Annotated in this window: 12 protein-coding genes and 1 pseudogene; 8 read left to right on the forward strand and 5 right to left on the reverse strand. The window is 64.4% G+C overall.

Going from position 1 to position 14592, the window contains the following annotated elements; all coding sequences use genetic code 11:
* Positions 1-7: 7 nt before the first annotated feature.
* Positions 8-814 (reverse strand): N-formylglutamate amidohydrolase, encoded by an 807-nt coding sequence (locus ABIC03_RS24450; protein ID WP_354061708.1) that lies wholly within the window; start codon positions 812-814, stop codon positions 8-10.
* Positions 815-904: 90 nt separating this feature from the next.
* On the opposite strand from ABIC03_RS24450, the gene ABIC03_RS24455 reads away from it, so the two are divergent.
* Both ABIC03_RS24455 and ABIC03_RS24460 read left to right on the forward strand, forming a co-directional pair.
* Positions 905-1816: a transglutaminase family protein gene (locus tag ABIC03_RS24455; protein WP_354061710.1), complete on the forward strand. Its 912-nt coding sequence runs from the start codon at positions 905-907 to the stop codon at positions 1814-1816.
* Between the two features lie 184 nt (positions 1817-2000).
* Positions 2001-2399 (forward strand): gamma-glutamylcyclotransferase family protein, encoded by a 399-nt coding sequence (locus ABIC03_RS24460; RefSeq protein WP_354061712.1) that lies wholly within the window; start codon positions 2001-2003, stop codon positions 2397-2399.
* On the opposite strand, the gene ABIC03_RS24465 is transcribed toward ABIC03_RS24460, so the two are convergent.
* On the reverse strand, positions 2396-2959 hold the full coding sequence (locus ABIC03_RS24465; protein WP_354061714.1) for a chlorite dismutase family protein: 564 nt from the start codon (positions 2957-2959) through the stop codon (positions 2396-2398). The genes ABIC03_RS24460 and ABIC03_RS24465 overlap by 4 nt on opposite strands.
* Positions 2960-3150: 191 nt before the next feature.
* On the opposite strand from ABIC03_RS24465, the gene dnaG reads away from it, so the two are divergent.
* Positions 3151-5160, forward strand: a complete 2010-nt coding sequence (gene dnaG / locus ABIC03_RS24470; RefSeq protein ID WP_354061716.1) for a DNA primase — start codon at positions 3151-3153, stop codon at positions 5158-5160.
* A 377-nt stretch (positions 5161-5537) separates the two neighbouring features.
* Complete coding sequence (gene rpoD / locus ABIC03_RS24475) at positions 5538-7688, forward strand: RNA polymerase sigma factor RpoD (RefSeq protein WP_354061718.1); 2151 nt, start codon at positions 5538-5540, stop codon at positions 7686-7688.
* 166 nt (positions 7689-7854) lie between these two features.
* Here the strand turns inward: rpoD and ABIC03_RS24480 are convergent, their stop codons facing one another.
* Both ABIC03_RS24480 and ABIC03_RS24485 read right to left on the reverse strand, forming a co-directional pair.
* The gene (locus ABIC03_RS24480) at positions 7855-8091 is read right to left on the reverse strand and encodes a hypothetical protein (RefSeq protein ID WP_007596614.1); all 237 of its coding nucleotides are present in this window, start codon (positions 8089-8091) and stop codon (positions 7855-7857) included.
* Between the two features lie 589 nt (positions 8092-8680).
* Positions 8681-9606, reverse strand: a pseudogene (locus ABIC03_RS24485) (OmpA family protein).
* A gap of 183 nt (positions 9607-9789) precedes the next feature.
* Between ABIC03_RS24485 and ABIC03_RS24490 the strand changes: the two are divergent.
* Complete coding sequence (locus ABIC03_RS24490) at positions 9790-10596, forward strand: lytic murein transglycosylase (protein WP_354061720.1); 807 nt, start codon at positions 9790-9792, stop codon at positions 10594-10596.
* A 201-nt stretch (positions 10597-10797) separates the two neighbouring features.
* Here ABIC03_RS24490 and ABIC03_RS24495 read toward each other — a convergent pair whose 3' ends face one another.
* Positions 10798-11628 carry an SDR family NAD(P)-dependent oxidoreductase gene (locus ABIC03_RS24495; protein ID WP_354061722.1) on the reverse strand — a complete coding sequence of 277 codons (831 nt, stop codon included), beginning with the start codon at positions 11626-11628 and terminating at the stop codon, positions 10798-10800.
* 127 nt (positions 11629-11755) lie between these two features.
* Between ABIC03_RS24495 and ABIC03_RS24500 the strand changes: the two genes are divergently transcribed.
* The 3 genes from ABIC03_RS24500 to ABIC03_RS24510 all read left to right on the forward strand — a co-directional run bounded on the left by ABIC03_RS24500 (position 11756) and on the right by ABIC03_RS24510 (position 14592).
* Positions 11756-12130 (forward strand): response regulator, encoded by a 375-nt coding sequence (locus tag ABIC03_RS24500; protein WP_275173588.1) that lies wholly within the window; start codon positions 11756-11758, stop codon positions 12128-12130.
* Between the two features lie 56 nt (positions 12131-12186).
* The gene (locus ABIC03_RS24505) at positions 12187-12798 is read left to right on the forward strand and encodes a LysE family translocator (protein WP_354061724.1); all 612 of its coding nucleotides are present in this window, start codon (positions 12187-12189) and stop codon (positions 12796-12798) included.
* A gap of 582 nt (positions 12799-13380) precedes the next feature.
* Positions 13381-14592, forward strand: coding sequence for a GGDEF domain-containing protein (locus tag ABIC03_RS24510; RefSeq protein WP_354061726.1), 1212 nt, complete (start codon positions 13381-13383; stop codon positions 14590-14592).

The following is a 14592-nucleotide window of genomic DNA, read 5'->3' on the forward strand; positions in this document are numbered from 1 at the left end:
CGTCGGGCTAGTCGACCAGCCTCTCCGCCCTCAGCTCCAGCTCGATCTCCGCAAAAATCCGCGCCAGCCGCTCGGCCCATTGTTGCTGGCCGGATTGGTCGGCGATCAGATCCTGGCGGATCTCGATGCCGGTGTTGACGAGGCCGCGGGCTTCGCCGTGGACGGGAATGGTGTAGTCGGTGAGGTCGTTGACCGCGTAGGGCTCGTTGTCGCCGACGACGAGATCGCTCTCTCTGCGCAGATGCCTGAGCAGCAGCTGCGGCAGCACGGTGTCGCGATTGTAGAGCGCGCCGATGTGCCAGGGACGCGCGACGCCGGCGTAAACGGGGGTGAAGCTGTGCAGCGACACCAGCACCGTCGGCCGCTTGTCGTGCACGCGGCGGCCGATCGCGGTATCGATACGGCGGTGATAGGGCTCGAAAATCTCGCGCCTGCGCGCTTTGCGCTCCTGCTCCGAAATTCCCTCGTTGCGCGGGATCGCGGTTGCTTCGGAAATCACGGGAATCGAGCTTACGGCGGCGGGCGGGCGATTGCAGTCGATCACCAGCCGCGAATAGCGCTGGGCGACCAGATGTGCGCCCAGCATCTCTGCCAGCCGGTCGGCGACCCCCGCGATGCCGATGTCCCAGGCGATGTGCCGCGTCAGCTCGCCTCCCGCGACGCCGAGATCGCCGAGCGTACGTGGCAGCACCCGTCCGTAGTGGTCCGAGGTGAGCAAAAAAGGCGAAGTCCCTTGCGCATTCACCTCGTGCACCGGGGGGACGTCACCCTCGCTGAGGAGTTGATTGGTCGCCTCGATTGTGTCTAAAGCCATCCTGATTGCCTAATGAAACAGCAGTCACCCGAAGAATCGGGCGGGATTGCTATAGATTGGTCCGCCCGACATCACCATGATTGCCTGACGATGCCGCTGCTGACGATTCATCACAAGACCGAATATCGCTACATCCGCCCCGTGGCGTTCGGCGAACACAGGATCATGCTGCGTCCGCGCGACGGGCATGATCTGCGGGTGCTCGACTCCAGGCTCGAGATCTCGCCCGAGCCGATGTCGCTGCACTGGATCCACGACGTGTTCGGCAATTCCGTCGCGATCGCGAATTTCGACGAGCGCGCGAATGCGCTGGTGTTCGATTGGCACGTCACCGTCGAGCACAATCCGGTCGAGGAGTTCGCGCTGACGCCGGACGATTCGGCCTATTTCTATCCGTTCGCCTATGACGACGAGGAATTTCCCGACCTCGTCCAGTACATCACGCCGCAATATACCGATCCCGAGGGCGAGATCGCGGAATGGGCGCGCGGCTTTCTCGACGAGGACGCGCCGACGCCGACCTTCAAGATCCTGAGCGGCATGACCCACGGCATCCGCGAGCGGTTCAAGTATCGCAAGCGCCATGAGCTTGGCACGCAGCATCCGCTCGACACCTTGCAGTCCGGTACCGGAACCTGCCGCGACTACGCGCTGTTCATGATCGAGGCGCTGCGCCATCTCGGCATCGCCGCACGATTCGTCTCCGGCTATATCTTCCTGCCGGAGGATATCGCGCAGCGCCATGTCGGCGGTGGTTCGACGCATGCCTGGGTGCAGGTCTATCTGCCGAGCGCGGGCTGGATCGAGTTCGATCCGACCAACGGCATCGTCGGCACCCGCGACCTCATCCGCGTCGCGGTCGCACGCGATCCGCGCCAGGCGATCCCGCTGCACGGCGTCTATATCGGCCCTGCGGGCGCGTTCGAGGCCATGGACGTGACCATCAGGGTGGTGTCGGACGAGCAGCGCAGCGACGAGGAGCTCGAGGCGGAGGTTTCGTAGGCGCTCACCGTCGTCTTCCTGGCGACAGCCAGGATCCATTACCCCGACTGTCAGTGTGGTGCGACGTTGTAGCTGTCGAGTTGCCCGCTCCCGTGTTCGGTGGCTATGGGTCCTGGCGTTCGCCAGGACGACACTGGAATGTGTGGCGCTGTCGCTCCGCATCATTCGTAGCTATAGAGCCCCCATGACCTCCAATCGTCTTTTCGTCTACGGCACCTTGATGCGCGGCTTCGACCATCCGATGGCGCGGCTGCTTGCGGGCCACGCGGATTTTCTGGGTGAAGTGACCTGTTGCGGCCGGCTCGTTCTGGTGAAGCATTATCCGGGGCTGCTGCTCTCCGATGTGCCGTCCGACCGCGTCCACGGCGAACTCTTCCAGCTGCGCGTGCCGGACGAGCTGTTGCGCGAGCTCGATATGTACGAGGCCTGCGGTGAGGGCTTTCCGGAGCCGACCGAATATCTGCGCCAGCTGGTCGACGTGACAGGGGCGGACGGCGCGACGGCACCGGCCTGGACTTACATCTACAACTGGCCGGTCACCGATCTGCCGCGCATCGAATCCGGCCGCTTCCTCGATCACTAGGCCGACAGCACTTCCTTCACCGCGCGTACGTCCACCTCGCGCTCGACATAGCTCCACTCCTCGGTCCGCCTGAGCATCGCCACCAGCTCCTCGAACAGCGAGGCGTGCGCGGGCGCGAATTCGAACCAGGTCAGGAAATCGAAGGGCCCGCCGAGGTCGCGGCAATGATAGAGCTGGCGCGCGATCGCGGGCAGGAAGCGCAGGCTGCTCGCGATGTGATGCGACTTGTCTTCGAATATCCTGCGGCGCTCCTCCTGGGTCAGATCCCACCAGGCCTGCGACTTGCGGATCGGGATCAGCGCCGCGCTGGTTGCTTCCAGCCGGCCGAGGCCGGCCTGCACGGCCGTGAGCTGCTGCTTCTCGGTGCGCTCGGTGTAGCGCAAGCTGCTCGCGGTGCCGACCAGCCGCCAGGCATTGCGCGAGGGCACCAGCGGCAACGCGATGGCCTCGCTGTCGGTGACCGACAGCGCCGGCATGAAGGGGAGGGGTTCGCCCGTCACAGGCGAAATCGAGGTGATGCGCCAACCCCCGCTCTGGCCGCCTCGGAAGGTCCTGAACATGGCCTATGGAAGCGTGGAACCGGGGCGGGTTCAAGGCCTCTGTCACTCCGGGCTCAGGCTCCGCCCGCCCCGGAAGACGGAAGGGCTGTGAACAGCGCGTATAAGCCTGACAAACCTGACTTCTGGACGGGTCGTCCCTATATCCCTGATCCCTTCGCCCGACTCACACGGTTTCGCGTTACACAGAGCCCATGCGCTTCACGCCCCAATTCCTCGACGAGCTGCGTGCCCGGCTTTCGGTTTCCGAGGTCGTGGGCAAGCGCGTCAAGCTGAAGAAGGCGGGGCGGGAATGGAAGGGGCTGTCGCCGTTCCAGCAGGAGAAGACGCCGTCCTTTTACGTCAACGACCAGAAGGGCTTTTACCACGACTTCTCCTCCGGCAAGCACGGCGACATCATCAGCTTCATGATGGAGACCGACGGCCTGCCGTTCGCGGAGGCCGTGGAGCGGCTCGCCAATATGGCGGGCCTGCCGTTGCCGGCGGTGACGCCGGATGCGGCGCGTCAGGAGCAGCGGCGCCGCTCGCTGCATGACGTGATGGATCTCACCGCGAAGTTCTTCGCCGAGACGCTGGCCTCGCGCGTCGGCGCCAAGGCGCGCGGCTATCTCGCCGATCGCGCCATCTCGCCGGCGACGCAATTGCAGTTTCGGCTGGGCTATGCGCCGCCCGATCGGTTCGCGCTGAAAGAGCATCTCGGCAAGCTCGGCGTCTCCGTCGACGACATGGTCGAGACCGGCATGCTGGTGGCCGGCAACGACATCCCGGTGCCCTATGATCGCTTCCGCGATCGCGTGATGTTTCCGATCACGGATTTGCGCGGTCGCGTCATCGCCTTCGGCGGGCGCGCGTTGGAAAAGGACGTTCCGGCCAAATACCTGAACTCGCCGGAGACGCCGCTCTTCCACAAGGGCGACAATCTCTACAACCACCAGACGGCGCGCAAAGCCACCCATGACGGCAGCGCCCTGGTCGTGGTCGAAGGCTATGTCGACGTGATCGCCATGGTCACCGCGGGCTTTGCCGGCAGCGTGGCGCCGCTCGGCACCGCGCTCACCGAAAACCAGCTCGCGCTGCTCTGGAAGATGGCGGACGAGCCGATCCTCTGCTTCGACGGCGACCGCGCCGGCCAGAAGGCCGCGTATCGTGCCGCGGACCTCGCCTTGCCCTTCCTCGCGCCGGGCAAGAGTCTTCGTTTCGCGCTGCTGCCGGAAGGGCAGGACCCCGACGATCTCGTGCGCTCCGGCGGTCGCGGCGCGATCGAGGAGGTGATCGCGGCGGCGCGTCCGCTGGCCGAGATGATCTGGTCGCGCGAGCTCGAAGGCGGCAATTTCGCCACGCCCGAGCGCCGTGCCGCGCTGGAGGCGCGCATCAAGGAGCTCTCCAACGGCATCCGCGACGAGGTGGTGCGGCGCTATTATCGGCAGGATCTTGCCGAGCGGCTTCAGCGCGCCTTTGCGCCCGAAGGCGGGCGCGGCGGCTTTGGCGGCGGCCGTGGCAATTTCCGCCCCGGCCCCGGCGGCCGCCAGTTTCAGCCCCGTGGGGGAGGCGCGAATCGATTTGGCGGGCAAGGATTTGGAGGCCGCCGCGGCCCGCCCGGTCCCGTCCAACTGCCCTCCGGGCCCTACCAGGCGGCGAGCGCGCAACTCGCGGCAAGCCCGATCATGCGCGGCCAGCGCAGCGCGATCTCCCGCCGGGAGGCCCTGATCCTGCAGATTCTGATCAACCATCCCTGGCTGCTGCACGATCATCTCGAGGAAGTCGCGGCCCTGGAGCTCGCCCATCCCGAGGTCCATAAGCTCCGGGCCGGCATCATCGCCGCCTTTGCCAACGACCATCATCATTCGCCGGACCCCGGCGAGCTCGCCGAGAAGATGCGCAGCGACCTCGAGAAGGGTGGTTTTTCGCAGGCTCTTCAAAGGGTTGAGGGCGGTATCACGACCGCGGCGGTATGGGGCGCCCGCGAGGGCGCCGCACGGGATGACGTTCTCTCCACCTGGCATCAGCTGGTCGCCTTGCATCGGCAGTACCATTCACTACTTAGAGAGCTGAAAGACGCCGAGATGGCCTTGGGGGATGATCCCAGCGAGGCCAACATGGCGTGGCTGCGCGACGTCAAGGCTCGGATAGGCGAAGTCGACGGCACCGAGGCCCTGATCGAGGGTTTTGGCGAGCTGTCGGGCCGGTTCCAGAAGAGCGTGTGATGAAAGAATCATGCGGACGGCCGGGACCGGAACCGCTAAAAGACTCGCCAAATCCGAGGTTTGGCGGCAAAAACAGGGTTAATCGAGGCTTAACGGTCTTGTAGCACTTTGGCCACCAGGCGGCCGCAGGCAGAACAGACGCGTCAGGAATGAATCCGCGCAATTGCTGTTGGCACTACACCTGCATTCGCTGCGACAAAGAGGCTCTACGAAGCGTTAGGCAAATCCGGCGAGTGAAAGGTCGGGGGTGGCGACAAGAGGTCCGCGCCGCCCTTTCCGTGTCGAGATCTGACGAAGCGAGAGCATCGAGCAACAGGTTCAAGTGATTTCACGCGGGCGCGGCGAACGTCTGTGTGAAACGCGTTTAGGAGCAATGGATGGCCACCAAGGCAAAGACGCTGCAGGCGAAGGACAAGGAAAAAGACGACAAGGCAGCGGACGCGCCGGAGAAGGACTCCCAGGACGCGCCCTCGCCGTTGCTCGATCTGTCCGACGCGGCCGTGAAGAAGATGATCAAGCAGGCCAAGAAGCGCGGCTTCGTGACCTTCGATCAACTCAACGAAGTTTTGCCGTCCGACCAGACCTCTCCCGAGCAGATCGAGGACATCATGTCCATGCTCTCGGACATGGGCATCAACGTCACCGAAGCCGACGATAGCGAAGGCGAGGAAGACAAGGACGAGAGCGGCGAGGACGAGACCGACAACGAACTGGTCGAAGTCACCCAGAAGGCCGTCACCGAGGTCAAGAAGAGCGAGCCGGGCGAGCGCACCGACGATCCCGTCCGCATGTATCTGCGCGAGATGGGCACCGTCGAGCTGCTGTCGCGCGAAGGCGAAATCGCGATTGCGAAGCGCATCGAGGCCGGCCGCGAGGCGATGATCGCAGGTCTGTGCGAAAGCCCGCTGACCTTCCAGGCCATCATCATCTGGCGCGACGAGCTCAACGAAGGCAAGATCTTCCTTCGTGACATCATCGATCTCGAAGCCACCTATGCCGGGCCCGACGCCAAGGCCGGCATGAACAATGCGATGATCGCGGGTCCCAACGGCGAGAATGGTGAAGCGACGGCCGAAGGCGGCCAGGTCACCGGCGCCGCGCCCGCGCATGTCGCCCCGCCCGCAGCACCGCCGGCGCCGACCCCGTTCCGCGCCGCGCCTGCGCCCGGCAATGCCGGCGAAGCCGCGAAGGATCCCGCGGAGTCCGCCGCCGAAGCCGACATGGACGAGGACGACGAGTTCGAGAACCAGATGTCGCTTGCGGCGATCGAGGCCGAGCTCAAGCCGAAGGTCGTCGAGATCTTCGACAAGATCGCCGACAGCTACAAGAAGCTGCGCAAGCTTCAGGAACAGGACATCCAGAACCAGCTCGAGAGCACCTCGCACGGCCCCTCGCTCTCGCCGCACCAGGAGCGCAAGTACCGCAAGCTCAAGGACGAGATCATCGTCGAGGTGAAGTCGCTGCGCCTGAACCAGGCGCGCATCGACTCACTCGTCGAGCAGCTCTACGACATCAACAAGCGCCTCGTCTCGCATGAGGGCCGCCTGATGCGCCTTGCCGACAGCCACGGCGTCGCGCGCGAAGACTTCCTGCGCAACTACACCGGCTCGGAGCTCGATCCGCGCTGGCTCAACCGTGTCTCGAAGCTGTCGGCCAAGGGCTGGAAGAACTTCGTCCATCACGAGAAAGACCGCATCAAGGACCTCCGCCACGAGGTGCATCAGCTCGCGGCCCTGACCGGCCTCGAGATCATCGAGTTCCGCAAGATCGTGCACTCGGTGCAGAAGGGCGAGCGCGAAGCCCGCCAGGCCAAGAAGGAGATGGTGGAAGCCAACCTCCGTCTCGTGATCTCGATCGCCAAGAAATACACCAACCGCGGCCTGCAGTTCCTCGACCTGATCCAGGAAGGCAACATCGGCCTGATGAAGGCGGTCGACAAGTTCGAGTACCGCCGCGGCTACAAGTTCTCGACCTACGCGACATGGTGGATCCGGCAGGCGATCACACGCTCGATCGCCGACCAGGCGCGCACCATCCGCATTCCCGTGCACATGATCGAGACGATCAACAAGATCGTGCGCACCTCGCGCCAGATGCTCAACGAGATCGGCCGCGAGCCGACCCCGGAAGAGCTGGCCGAGAAACTCGGCATGCCCTTGGAGAAGGTCCGCAAGGTTCTCAAGATCGCCAAGGAGCCGCTGTCGCTGGAGACGCCCGTCGGTGACGAAGAGGATTCACACCTCGGCGATTTCATCGAGGACAAGAACGCGATCCTCCCGATCGACGCCGCGATCCAGTCCAACCTGCGCGAGACCACCACGCGAGTGCTGGCCTCGCTCACCCCGCGCGAAGAGCGCGTACTGCGCATGCGCTTCGGCATCGGCATGAACACCGACCACACGCTGGAAGAAGTCGGCCAGCAGTTTTCGGTAACGAGAGAGCGTATTCGTCAGATCGAAGCGAAGGCACTGCGGAAGCTGAAGCATCCGTCAAGGAGCCGGAAGCTGCGGAGCTTCCTGGATAACTGAGCGCGAACATCGATCCAAAGCAAACCGGCGGGCCCAAGGCCCGCCGTTTTTGTTTTAGCTTCAGCTCTCGCCCGTCATTGCGAGCGGAGCGAAGCAATCCATCGCGCGGCATGTGGAGACGTGGATTGCTTCGCTCCGCTCGCAATGACGTGGATAGGGCTGAGACTTACTTCTTCTTCGCGCCGACCCGCTCGAGGTTCTTGATTTCCAGCGCCGGGCGGCCGGATTTTTCGGCGATCTCGCGGTCCTGCTCCATGATGAAGGCGCGGGCCGGCTCGTCGCCGTCGAGGCCGCCGAGCAATTCGGCGGGCACGCGCCGGTTGGAGCGTTGGGAGCCGTCTTCATAGAAGACGTTGAAAAAGGCGAATTCGCCCTTGGGATTGGTTCCGGGTTTTTTGGCCATGGCCGGCTTTTCGTCGATCAGGGGGCCATAGTCAAATGACTTTGGCAGGTTTCCGGTGGTCGGTTGCGCGCCCTGCAGCGGCAGAACCGGTTGCGCGATCGATCGACGAACCCGTTTGCGAGGCGCCTGGATGTCGGGCGGAAGCGTCCAACGCTTCGTAAAACCCGATGCGCTCCTTCGAGGAGACCCTTGCCTCACCCTTGCCTCAACAAACGGCGGGCCGCGAAGCCCGCCGTTTATTTTGGTCTTCAGCGTCGCCCGGGGCTGGCGGGGCGACAACCTAGAATAGAATGTTATAACCGGCGCCATGCTGTGGCAAGGCAAATCGTTGACGCTGCGATGTCGCAGCGAGCGCATCAGATATGCAGTGGTCGCGACATCGCGTTTCGCAAAGAAATTTGCTTGGATGGCCAAATCACTTCGTTCAGATTTCCTGCTCTCGCAATGCAGCGACCGGTACCCGCCTTGTGAGAAAGCGCGTTTCCCTGCACGTATTCCCGCGTGCATGCAGTTGCGACCTAACATATGTTAGTCCGCTTTCGCCCTTCACGCTGCTTCCATCACGTTGCGCGTGCCGCATGCACCGATCTCACGGCGCCACCAGCTCCACGCGCCGGTTCAGCGCGCGGCCGGCGTCCGATGTGTTGGATCCGACCGGCGCCAGCAAGCCAACGCCGGCGGTGCGCAGCCTCGTTTGCACAATTCGAAAACTCTTCACCAGCTCGGCTGCGACTGCTTCGGCGCGGCGCTTCGACAGGTCGAGATTGTACTCATAGGCGCCCTGGCTGTCGGTGTGGCCGACGATGAAGACGTTGAGCTGCGGCTGGCTCGTCAGCAGCTTTGCGATCTGCTCCAGCGTCGGGCGGCTTTCCGTTTTGAGCACGGCCTTGTCGGTGTCGAAATAGATGCCGTAGAGCGCGATGTGGCCGGTCTCGCCAATCCCTTCGCCGTCGCGGCGGCGTCCACCATCTTGTTCGCGATGGCGCCGAGCTCGGCGACGGTGACCTGCGCGGTGATGTCCTGATTGTTCTGGCTGACGAGGACGCTGGCAAAGGTCTCGCGCCCGCTCTCGATCTTGCGGCCGGCGTAGTAACGATAGTTGAAACCATCGACCCACATCTGCGGCACCGGCAGCGTGTCGATGGCTTTGGTAAAGGGAATGGCGCCGCAGGCATCGGTGTCGCAGGCGAGCAGGGTCTCGAAGCCGGCTTTGGCAAGCTGCGTCTCGAAATTGCGCGACACTTCCAGGATCGAGGGGCCGGGATTGGTGCGATAGGCGATGCGGACAACGCGGCCCTCGAGCCGCCGCGCATCGACGGGCTGGCCGTCCTTGAAGGGAGCCGCCTGCATCCGTGCCGCGTCAAAATCATTGATCACATAGCCGGTGATGACGCTGCCGGCGAACCGGCCGATGCCGGGATAGTCGCGGCCGCCTGCGACATCGCGCGTCTGTGCGGAAGCGCCCATCACGGTGAGGGAGAGCAAGGCGAGGGCGGCGAGCATCCGGCGCGACATGGACATGGTCGTGGATATCGTCATGGACATCTCGATCGGTTGGGGAGGGGGCGAGCGCATTTGATTTGTCGCAGGCAGGATGCGATCGGTTCTGGCGAGGATTTGCCGCTTTGACGCGAATCCGGTTCCCGGGCATGATCGCGCGCTGCTTCCCCCCGCTCATTCCCTGTAGGATTTTTCCGAATGTCGAAATACGCCCTGGCCATCGCCTTCGTCGCCTGTCTGGCCAGTGGATCGGCGCAGGCCGCGCGCTGCGGCGGCGACTTCAATAGCTTTGTCGCCAGCATGGCCTCGGAAGCGCAGGCCGCCGGCGTCTCGGCGGGCGTGACCAGCGCGGCGCTCAGTGGTGTGCAGCAGGATGGTGCGGTGCTCGCCTTCGACCGGCGCCAGCGCTACACCTTCAACAAGAGCTTTGAGCAGTACGTCTCGACCCGCGTCGGCCCCGGCCGCATCAATGGCGGCCGCGCGATGTTGCAGCGCCACGCCGCGCTGCTCTCGCGCATCGAGCAGCAGTTCGGCGTGCCCCGCTATATCCTGGTCGCGATCTGGGGGCTGGAGAGCGATTTCGGCAAGGGCGACATCGGCAAGATGCCGGTGATCCGCACGCTGGCAACGCTCGCGCATGATTGCCGCCGCACGGACCTGTTCCAGGGCGAGCTGCTCGCCGCGCTGAAGATCGTCCAGCGCGGCGACCTGCCGCTGCGCGACCTGATCGGCGCCTTTGCCGGCGAGATCGGCCAGACCCAGTTCCTGCCGTCGTCCTACATCAAGTATGGCGTCGATTTCGACGGCGACGGCCACGTCGATCTCCGCCACAGCGTCCCCGACGTGCTCGCCTCGACCGCGAACCTGCTCCACACCAGCGGCTTCAAGATGGGCCAACCCTACGGCGAAGGCACCGCCAATTTCGAGGCCATGCGCGAATGGAACAGGGCGGTGATCTATCGCAAGACGATCGGGTATTTTGCCGATCGGCTGGCGGGGCAGTGAGGGGCGTGATGCCTCTCCGCCGTCGTCCCGGCGAACGCCAGGACCCATTACCCCAGGCGGGAATCGTTACAACGACTCGCAGTCACGTACCGGGTAACTGCCAGTCTTCGCCAAACTGAATTCGGTGGGTATGGGTCCTGGCTTTCGCCAGGACGACAGCGGCGGGTGTGACGCCTGCCATCGTGCAATTCGTCGGCACCGCTAGCTCCCCTTCGCCATCCTCTCCAGCTTGCGCTGCAACGGGGCCCAGTACGTTGCCGGGCGGAAGCGCTGCAGGAGGTCCATGAAGCGGGCGTCGTTGCCGATCAGGATGCGCGGCTCGTTTCTCTCGATGCCCTTGATGATGCGCAGCGCGGCGTTTCGCGGCGTGGTCCTGGCTGCGTTCTCGAACCGCTCGATCGATTGCGACCGGCGCGCATTATCGGTGACGCCGGTCCCGGTGCGCGAATTGCGGGCGATGGCGGTGGCGACGCCGCCGGGATGCACGACCGACAGCCTGACGGGGCTGCCCGCCATGGCAAGCTCGTGCCGCACGCTCTCGGAAAAGCCGCGCACCGCGAATTTCGCCGCGGCATAGGCCGACTGTCCCGGCGGGGCGATGATGCCGAAGATCGAGGACAGGTTGACGATGTGCGCCTCGCCCATCGTCTTCAGATGCGGCAGGAAGGCGCGCGTGCCGTGCACCACGCCCCAGAAATTGATGTCGAACAGCCAGTCCATCTGTGCCTGGTCGATCTCCTCGAACGAGCCCATCAGCGCCACGCCGGCATTGTTGACGACGATGCCGAGCGCGGGATGCGTGGTGGTCGCCTCACGCGCGAACTGCGCGATGTCGTCGGGCTCGCTGACGTCGACGCGATGCAGGCTGACCTTGCGCGCGGCTCCGATCTCGGCCGCGAGCGTCTTCAGCCCGGACTCGTCGCGATCGGCGAGCGCGAGATCGCAGCCGCGCCGCGCAAGCTCGCTCGCGAGCGCCCGGCCGATGCCGCTTGCCGCTCCGCTGATGGCGGCGGCGCCGCGGATCGATGTCATGATATCCCCGTCAAGCCTTTCGAGCGGAACTATGCTTTACATTTTTTCATATTGGAACCGAACCGCATCGCTGTTCCCACCTTAACGTACGTTACTTCATGAAGACAGGCAGCATTGGGAGCCGCCGATGGGACAAGCAAAGCCGTTTCGAGCCACCGCACTGATCGTTGAAGACGACCTCATGCAGAGGGAGATGCTCAGCCTTCTTCTCGAAGAAAGCGGCTATGACGTCATTCAGTGCGAGAGCGCCGAGGCGGCCGAGCTGGTGCTGGAGAAGAGCGCCGGGGCGCTTTGCCTGATGATGACGGACGTGCAGCTTGCCGGCCGCATGAACGGCGTCGAGCTCGCGCATGTCGCCAAGGACCGCAACCCGAAGCTCGACATCGTCGTCACCTCCGGCCGCCCCTTGATGCAGCCCTTGCCGAACGGCGCAAAGTTCTGGGCCAAGCCCTGGGCGCCGCTCGACGTGCTCCGCGAGGCCGAGATCGCGCAGCTGTCCTGACGGTCGATCTGGCAGGCCGGCTTTCACGGTCCGCGGCGCGGTGATAAGGTCGGTCCATGACCTTGTCCTTCCTGCTCACCTCGCTGATCGTCGTCGCCTCGCCCGGTACCGGCGTGCTCTACACGCTGGCGGCAGCGCTGACCCGTGGCTCGCGCGCGAGCATCGCGGCCGCGTTCGGCTGCACGCTCGGGATCGTGCCGCACATGACGGCCGCGATGCTGGGGCTCGCCGCCGTGCTCCACACCAGCGCGCTCGCCTTCGCCGCGCTGAAATGGTGCGGCGTCGCCTATCTGCTCTACATGTCATGGCAGGCGCTGCGCGAGACCGGGGCACTGGCGGTCGACGGCGAGATCCGCGAGCGTTCGGCTGGCCGGGTGATCGTGACCGGCTTCCTGATCAACATCCTCAATCCGAAGCTGTCGATCTTCTTCCTCGCCTTCCTGCCGCAGTTCATCGCCGCGGACGAAGCCCATGTGCTGGCGCGGATGCTGGAATTGAGCGGCGCCTTCATGGCGATGACGTTTGCGGTGTTCGTGGTCTACGGCCTCTGCGCAGCCTCGGTGCGGGAGCGCGTCATCTCCCGCCCGCGTGTCATGGCCTGGCTGCGCCGCAGCTTTGCCGCCGGCTTCGCCGCGCTCGGCGCCAAGCTGGCGTTCGCGGAGCGGTAGCTTCTCCAGCCAACAAAGGCGGGAGCCAACAAAAAAGCGGGCCTTGCGCCCGCCATCTTCAAACTCACAATTGCTGCCCGACGCCCGGGCGGAGCGAGCTCCACCCGGGCAAAGAATAAGAAGCCTCGTTACTTCTTCTTCGCTGCCTTCTTGGCCTTCTTCTTCGTCGCCTTCTTCGCCTTCTTCGCTTTCTTAGCCATAGGATCCTCTTCAGGGTTAATGGTGAAACGCGACACGAGGGATGCTCGGCGGAGGGCCAGCCTCGCAACATCCTCAATGACAAGCTCAGCAGATTCGCGCGCTTCTGCCCCGCGCTGTCACATCCGTGTCATCGCGTTATCCACAGCTCAGATGCATTTTCGGGTGATTTTGGCTCGCGAATCCACATCGCCGGCCATGCCTAACGATCCGACAATGCGCCGGCCGTTCATGAATCCAAAACCAAAGGCATGTTTTCGCGGATCGCAGTGAGACTCCGTTAAGCGCGTCGGTCGCATTGTCCCCGCAAGAAAACGGGGACGGGGTCATGAACGGACAGCTGGCAGGGACGGAGGGCGCGATGCTGCGCTTGTGGCGCGCGCCATGCTGAACGTGCCGACACTCTGGACCGTATTCGTCGTCAACTTCCTGGCGCTCGGTCTGATCTGGGCCTACGTGACGCGCTCCTATCCGAAATTCGCGGCCGCGCGGTTCTGGATGGCATCGTGCTTCGTCGGCGCGATCGGCACGATGGCGGCCTTGATCCGCCTTTTCGTCGTCTCGCCTGTCCCGCTGCTGCTCGGAGCCGTCGGCATCATCGCGGCGAGCAGCCTTGCCGCCATGGGCATTCAGCGCTTCTACGGTCGGCCGGTGTCGTGGCGCGTCATGGCCGCGACGGGAATTCTCAGCCTCAGCGGCGTCGTGTTCTTCATGGTCGTATTCGATCACATGCAGCTGCGCATGCTCAGCTACTCGCTCGGCCAGGCGCTGCCGCTGGCGCTGTCGCTGCGTTTGCTGCTATCGCCGCCGGAAGGCCGTGCCAGCCCGGGAGCCCGGCTCTCCGGCATCGTGATCATCATGATCATCGCGATCTTCGCGGCCCGTGCGATCGGCAATCTGCTCGGCGGCGATTTCTCGTCGGTCGCCGGAGGGCAGTCTCATGCCGTCATGGTGCTGGGCCTGCTGTTCCTGTCGATGACGCTCAATTTCGGCTTCCTGCTGATGGCGATGGACCGCCTGCGCAACGAAGTTGCCGACCTCGCGCTGCTTGATGATCTCACCGGTGTCGCCAACCGGCGGCATCTGTTGCAGCGGCTGGGTGAAGAATGCGCCCGCTCGGAGCGCAGCAACGAGCCGTTCTCGCTGCTGGTGATCGATCTCGACGGCTTCAAGACCATCAACGACACCCATGGCCATGCCGCGGGCGACGCCTGCCTGCAGCACTTCACCCTGATGGCGCAGACGCGCTTGAGGCCCGGCGACATGCTCGCCCGCACCGGTGGCGACGAATTCTGCGTCGTGCTGCCGTCGTCGACCTTGCGCGAAGCGGCTGCGATCGCCCGACGCGTGCTCGAGGTCTGCCGCCAGGATGCCGTCAACTGCACCGGCATCGACATTCCCATCGCGATCTCGATCGGGGTGGCGCAGTGGGACCGTGGCGTCGGCCAGTTTCCGGATCGCCTGATCGCACATGCCGACCACGCTCTTTATGCGGCCAAGAAGAACGGCAAGAACGACTTTGCCGTCCACGATCCGGCGCCGCCGCTCATGCCTGACCCGATCGATCCAGGTGAGGCCTTGCGCAAATTCGCGTAG

Source organism: Bradyrhizobium sp. RT6a, assembly GCF_040547675.1.
In the GTDB taxonomy this organism is placed as follows: domain Bacteria; phylum Pseudomonadota; class Alphaproteobacteria; order Rhizobiales; family Xanthobacteraceae; genus Bradyrhizobium.

Excerpts from the sequence above, each read along its gene's own strand:
- ABIC03_RS24450 (WP_354061708.1), bottom strand. The coding sequence starts at position 814 with ATGGCTTTAGACACAATCGAGGCGACCAATCAACTCCTCAGCGAGGGT.
- ABIC03_RS24455 (WP_354061710.1), top strand. The coding sequence starts at position 905 with ATGCCGCTGCTGACGATTCATCACAAGACCGAATATCGCTACATCCGC.
- ABIC03_RS24460 (WP_354061712.1), top strand. The coding sequence starts at position 2,001 with ATGACCTCCAATCGTCTTTTCGTCTACGGCACCTTGATGCGCGGCTTC.
- ABIC03_RS24465 (WP_354061714.1), bottom strand. The coding sequence starts at position 2,959 with ATGTTCAGGACCTTCCGAGGCGGCCAGAGCGGGGGTTGGCGCATCACC.
- dnaG (WP_354061716.1), top strand. The coding sequence starts at position 3,151 with ATGCGCTTCACGCCCCAATTCCTCGACGAGCTGCGTGCCCGGCTTTCG.
- rpoD (WP_354061718.1), top strand. The coding sequence starts at position 5,538 with ATGGCCACCAAGGCAAAGACGCTGCAGGCGAAGGACAAGGAAAAAGAC.
- ABIC03_RS24480 (WP_007596614.1), bottom strand. The coding sequence starts at position 8,091 with ATGGCCAAAAAACCCGGAACCAATCCCAAGGGCGAATTCGCCTTTTTC.
- ABIC03_RS24490 (WP_354061720.1), top strand. The coding sequence starts at position 9,790 with ATGTCGAAATACGCCCTGGCCATCGCCTTCGTCGCCTGTCTGGCCAGT.
- ABIC03_RS24495 (WP_354061722.1), bottom strand. The coding sequence starts at position 11,628 with ATGACATCGATCCGCGGCGCCGCCGCCATCAGCGGAGCGGCAAGCGGC.
- ABIC03_RS24500 (WP_275173588.1), top strand. The coding sequence starts at position 11,756 with ATGGGACAAGCAAAGCCGTTTCGAGCCACCGCACTGATCGTTGAAGAC.
- ABIC03_RS24505 (WP_354061724.1), top strand. The coding sequence starts at position 12,187 with ATGACCTTGTCCTTCCTGCTCACCTCGCTGATCGTCGTCGCCTCGCCC.
- ABIC03_RS24510 (WP_354061726.1), top strand. The coding sequence starts at position 13,381 with ATGCTGAACGTGCCGACACTCTGGACCGTATTCGTCGTCAACTTCCTG.